The organism is Chamaesiphon polymorphus CCALA 037 (assembly GCF_003003845.1).
GTDB classification, from domain to species: domain Bacteria; phylum Cyanobacteriota; class Cyanobacteriia; order Cyanobacteriales; family Chamaesiphonaceae; genus Chamaesiphon; species Chamaesiphon polymorphus.
In genome coordinates, this window is record NZ_PVWO01000530.1 from 1 (window position 1) to 3,786 (window position 3,786).

The 3,786-nt window shown below is 48.2% G+C and carries 5 protein-coding genes; 1 reads left to right on the forward strand and 4 read right to left on the reverse strand.

What is annotated here, in order from left to right; all coding sequences use genetic code 11:
- From C7B77_RS25800 to ntrB, 4 genes are all read right to left on the reverse strand, one after another.
- The coding region (locus C7B77_RS25800) for an ABC transporter substrate-binding protein (protein ID WP_181244038.1) at positions 1-297 on the reverse strand (297 nt) is incomplete at its 3' end.
- Between the two features lie 92 nt (positions 298-389).
- Positions 390-611: a hypothetical protein gene (locus tag C7B77_RS29410; protein ID WP_146138521.1), complete on the reverse strand. Its 222-nt coding sequence runs from the start codon at positions 609-611 to the stop codon at positions 390-392.
- A gap of 9 nt (positions 612-620) precedes the next feature.
- The gene (locus C7B77_RS25805; RefSeq protein WP_106311728.1) at positions 621-1,343 is read right to left on the reverse strand and encodes a class I SAM-dependent methyltransferase; all 723 of its coding nucleotides are present in this window, start codon (positions 1,341-1,343) and stop codon (positions 621-623) included.
- A gap of 286 nt (positions 1,344-1,629) precedes the next feature.
- On the reverse strand, positions 1,630-2,454 hold the full coding sequence (ntrB, locus tag C7B77_RS25810) for a nitrate ABC transporter permease (protein WP_245894420.1): 825 nt from the start codon (positions 2,452-2,454) through the stop codon (positions 1,630-1,632).
- A gap of 436 nt (positions 2,455-2,890) precedes the next feature.
- On the opposite strand from ntrB, the gene C7B77_RS25815 reads away from it, so the two are divergent.
- Complete coding sequence (locus C7B77_RS25815) at positions 2,891-3,694, forward strand: RnfABCDGE type electron transport complex subunit D (protein WP_106311732.1); 804 nt, start codon at positions 2,891-2,893, stop codon at positions 3,692-3,694.
- Positions 3,695-3,786: the final 92 nt, after the last annotated feature.

The following is a 3,786-nucleotide window of genomic DNA, read 5'->3' on the forward strand; positions in this document are numbered from 1 at the left end:
GAGATGTGTATAAGAGACAGCTTCCCGACTGAGGGTGACGTTCAATCCATATTTACGGAAGAAGCCTTTTTCCCAAGCGACAGCGAACGGAGCGCAATCATTTACGGGCACGAAGCCCACTGTCAGGTTGGGTTTCTCTAGGCTAGCAGGGTCGATAATTGGCTGCACCGCCAGGGCTGCTGCTGGCAACCCGACTGGATTGCGCGAAAATTGTTGACTACAACTAGAAAATGCGATCGCGGAAGTGGCAGCACCCATCCCTTGCAGCAAAGCTCGCCTCGTCCACAGTGTATTCATGAGTCTCCCACGTTTAACGAAAAGCAGAAGCGATGGCTTGAAGTTTTGACGCTCCCACTTAATTCATTATCAACGATCGACGATAGATTAATTTAACAGACATTTCGCACTCGATCGCATTCATGCCTAAACAGCGTTATTTTCCCTGCTCCTTCTAGAGCAGTAAGTAATGTCGATATCGATCGAGCAGATCCAATTTGACCGAGAGCTGTTGTCGAACCTTTGCGAACGCTGCGCATCAGGTGCGGCGAGCAGCGGGAGCGAGGGACGAGCGAACGCTGTTCGCCGTCACCTGCCTGTGGTTGTTGAGCCATTCTTGGCCATCAGCCTTTTGGTCTGCGTGCCACAAAAATGTCGCGCGCATACTGGTCGCGGACTATCTCAACCTGAAAGCCGACGGCAGTTAAGAGCCGTAACCACTCAGCTCGCGGGAAGATCCCATGCATATGTTGTTCGTGCTCTACCCGCACAGGTTGATTGGCTTCGCGCAACAAATACACAAACTCAACGACATAGGTGGTATCATTCTCATCTGGGTCGTATGCCCATTCTAGATACCGTAACGCTCGCCCTGCACCATCTCGACCACCATGTGCGGTGGATGGCTCAAACGTCTCACGGACATGGTCGGGCACAAACAGGGCAACGCCACCTGCTGTGCAATGGGCAAAGGCGGTTTCCATTGCCTGCCGGAGGTCTTGAGGCGTCGTCATGTAGTCGATAGCGTCATGAATGAAGACCACGTCAAACACGCGTCCCAGCCGCAGCGTCTGCATATCGCCTGCCAGATGGTCGCAGGCAGGATTCAGGGCGCGGCTCACTGCCAGCATATGCGGTGACAGATCCGTAAGGGTCAGGTGGGCAAAGTACTTTTTGAGATAGAACGCATTGCTTCCCCCACCACAGCCCAATTCCAAGAGCGAAGGCGATGAAGGCAGACCGACTTCCGAAAGCAGGTGCCAAAAAAATTCGGCTTCGTCGGCATAGTCTTCAAGGGGAGAGAGCAGAGGCCACCAGGTTGCGAGTTCACGGTAGAGCTTGAGCATGGTACTCCTTTGAGGCGGCAATGTGGACTGATACTCTCAAACACATTCGTAGATGGAGACTACATCAGCGGCCCAACTATTATTAGGCGGAAACTTTCCATCTATCCACCCAAATTTGGGTAGATAGACTGAAAAATTCAGCATATTCCCTATGCAAAAGCAGAAACTTTCCACCTATCATCCTATTTAAGGTGGATCTGCTGAATTTTTCAACATGTTGTAACATTATGCAAAATCCGCCTAAGAAGCTCCTAGACTAAGGATATCGGCAATCCTAACGTGAGATTTAGGAGCGTGCGGGACGGCGGGTGACGATCGTTTGCAATGTAGCCAGGGCGTAATCCAAAATCAACCCCGTTATCCCAATCACAAATACCGCTAAAAATACCGCACTCACATTCAGGCGGTTCCACTCGTCCCAGACAAAAAAGCCAATCCCAATCCCCCCAGTGAGCATTTCTACGGCTACGATTACCAACCACGCAATGCCCAAACTGATGCGTAATCCGGTGAAAATGTAGGGCAAACTGGCAGGCAAGATCACCTTAACGAGTTGTTTCCAACGGGGCATTTCTAAGACCTGTGCCACCTCTAAATACTCTTTGGGGACGTTGCGGACACCTTCGGCGGTGTTGATGATGGTAGACCACAGCGAGGTAATAAAAATTACGAAAATTGCGGAAGGTTCCGCCGCATTAAAAATCGCTAGGGCAATCGGCAACCACACTAGGGGCGAAACGGGCTTAAAGACTTGAATCAGCGGATTTAGAGCCAACCAAGCATACCGCGATAATCCAATCCACACCCCAACCGGAATGGCGACTACCGCCCCTAGCAAAAAGCCGATGCAAACTCGGCGCAAACTAGCCAACAGCAACCATCCCAGCCCAATATCCCCAGGGCCGCGAATGGCAAAAGGCTGCAAAATAAAGTCTAAATTCTTGAGCAGTGCCTCTGGCGGCGTGGGCATCATTTCCTTGCGGAAGAGGGCAATCAGCCACCAAACGGCGATCGCCCCTGCAAACCCAGCGATCGGCAGGAGGATATTGGCTCTCAATAAGCCCCGAAAACTCCTCCCGATCGAGGCATTGGTACGCGAAACTAGACTCATTAAAATCATAAATGCAAACGATCGCTAACTTTTTAGACCTGTCAACACCTAAATTGTCGGTGCCCAAATCTAGGCTCAATCTAACTCTCGATTAGACTGATGCTCTGAGCCTTATCCCCCTACATTGGTTAGTTAGATGGGCGTTTGTCCATCTAATACCAGAAGCAAGACCTCTCTAATTGGGCGATCGATCGGAATAATTTCAGTCCGATCGTCCGAGAGGATTAGTTTTTTAAGCTTAGTCTCTTCATTATCCTCGATCGCAGCGGCTACGTTAACGCTGCGGGCTACTAATTATTTGCCTGGGGACAAGATTTATTAATGTTATAGATTCTAAAGTTATTTATCAAAGATCCGGAACTCGATCGTCAGAGCCTGTATCTTGAATGGCAGCATCATCTCGATTCTCTTTCACAGAGGCTTCGCCAACGAAAATATGTTTAGCGATCCGCGAGTTTACCAGATCGTGTTTTTAAGTACCTTTCTGGGATTGGGTATTAGTGCCAGGGATTGGTCGATTAAACCCGAACTAATATTTAGTTTAATTACTAGCTGTTGTGTGACTCAGCTAGTATTGACGGGCTTATCCGAGCCTACTAAAAATCCTTTACCAGCTCTGAAAAGTGCCCTCATCACTAGTCTGGGTTTGTCATTATTATTACGTGCCGATCGAGTGAGTACGATGGTATTAGCAGGAGTACTCGCTATTGCTAGTAAATTCATCTTTACGAGCGACAAAAAGCACTGGTTCAATCCGGCTAATTTTGGCATTATTGCCGCCCTGATCTTGACTCCTGATGCCTGGGTTTCGCCAGGACAATGGGGCGATGATTGGTGGTATTTATTACTATTTCTCGGTTTGGGTGGCATCGTCCTCAAGCGAGTTGGTAGATGGGATACCAGCGTCGCTTTTTTTGGGAGTTATGCTTTACTCGAAGTTGCCAGAAATATCTGGCTGGGGTGGACGTTGGATGTCTACGTTCATAAATTAATGAGCGGTTCGCTATTATTATTTGCCCTATTTATGATTACCGATCCGCGATCGATTCCCAATGCTCGATCGACTCGAATAGTCTGGGCGATCGCGATCGCCTGTTTGACGTTTATTTTGCGTAATTATTTCTATATTAATGAGGCCGTATTTATTGCTTTATTTACCATCTCGCCATTAACAATTTTACTAGATAAGATTCGATCGGCACCACAATTTGAATGGCAATCTAGCAATCTAGCGAATTGAAAATATCTAAGATTTAAACTATTCAGGGTTTATCGGTGAGGAGGGCGGGTTTGTTTGAAATCTTTCGTAAAAATGGCATCGATCTCATAAAC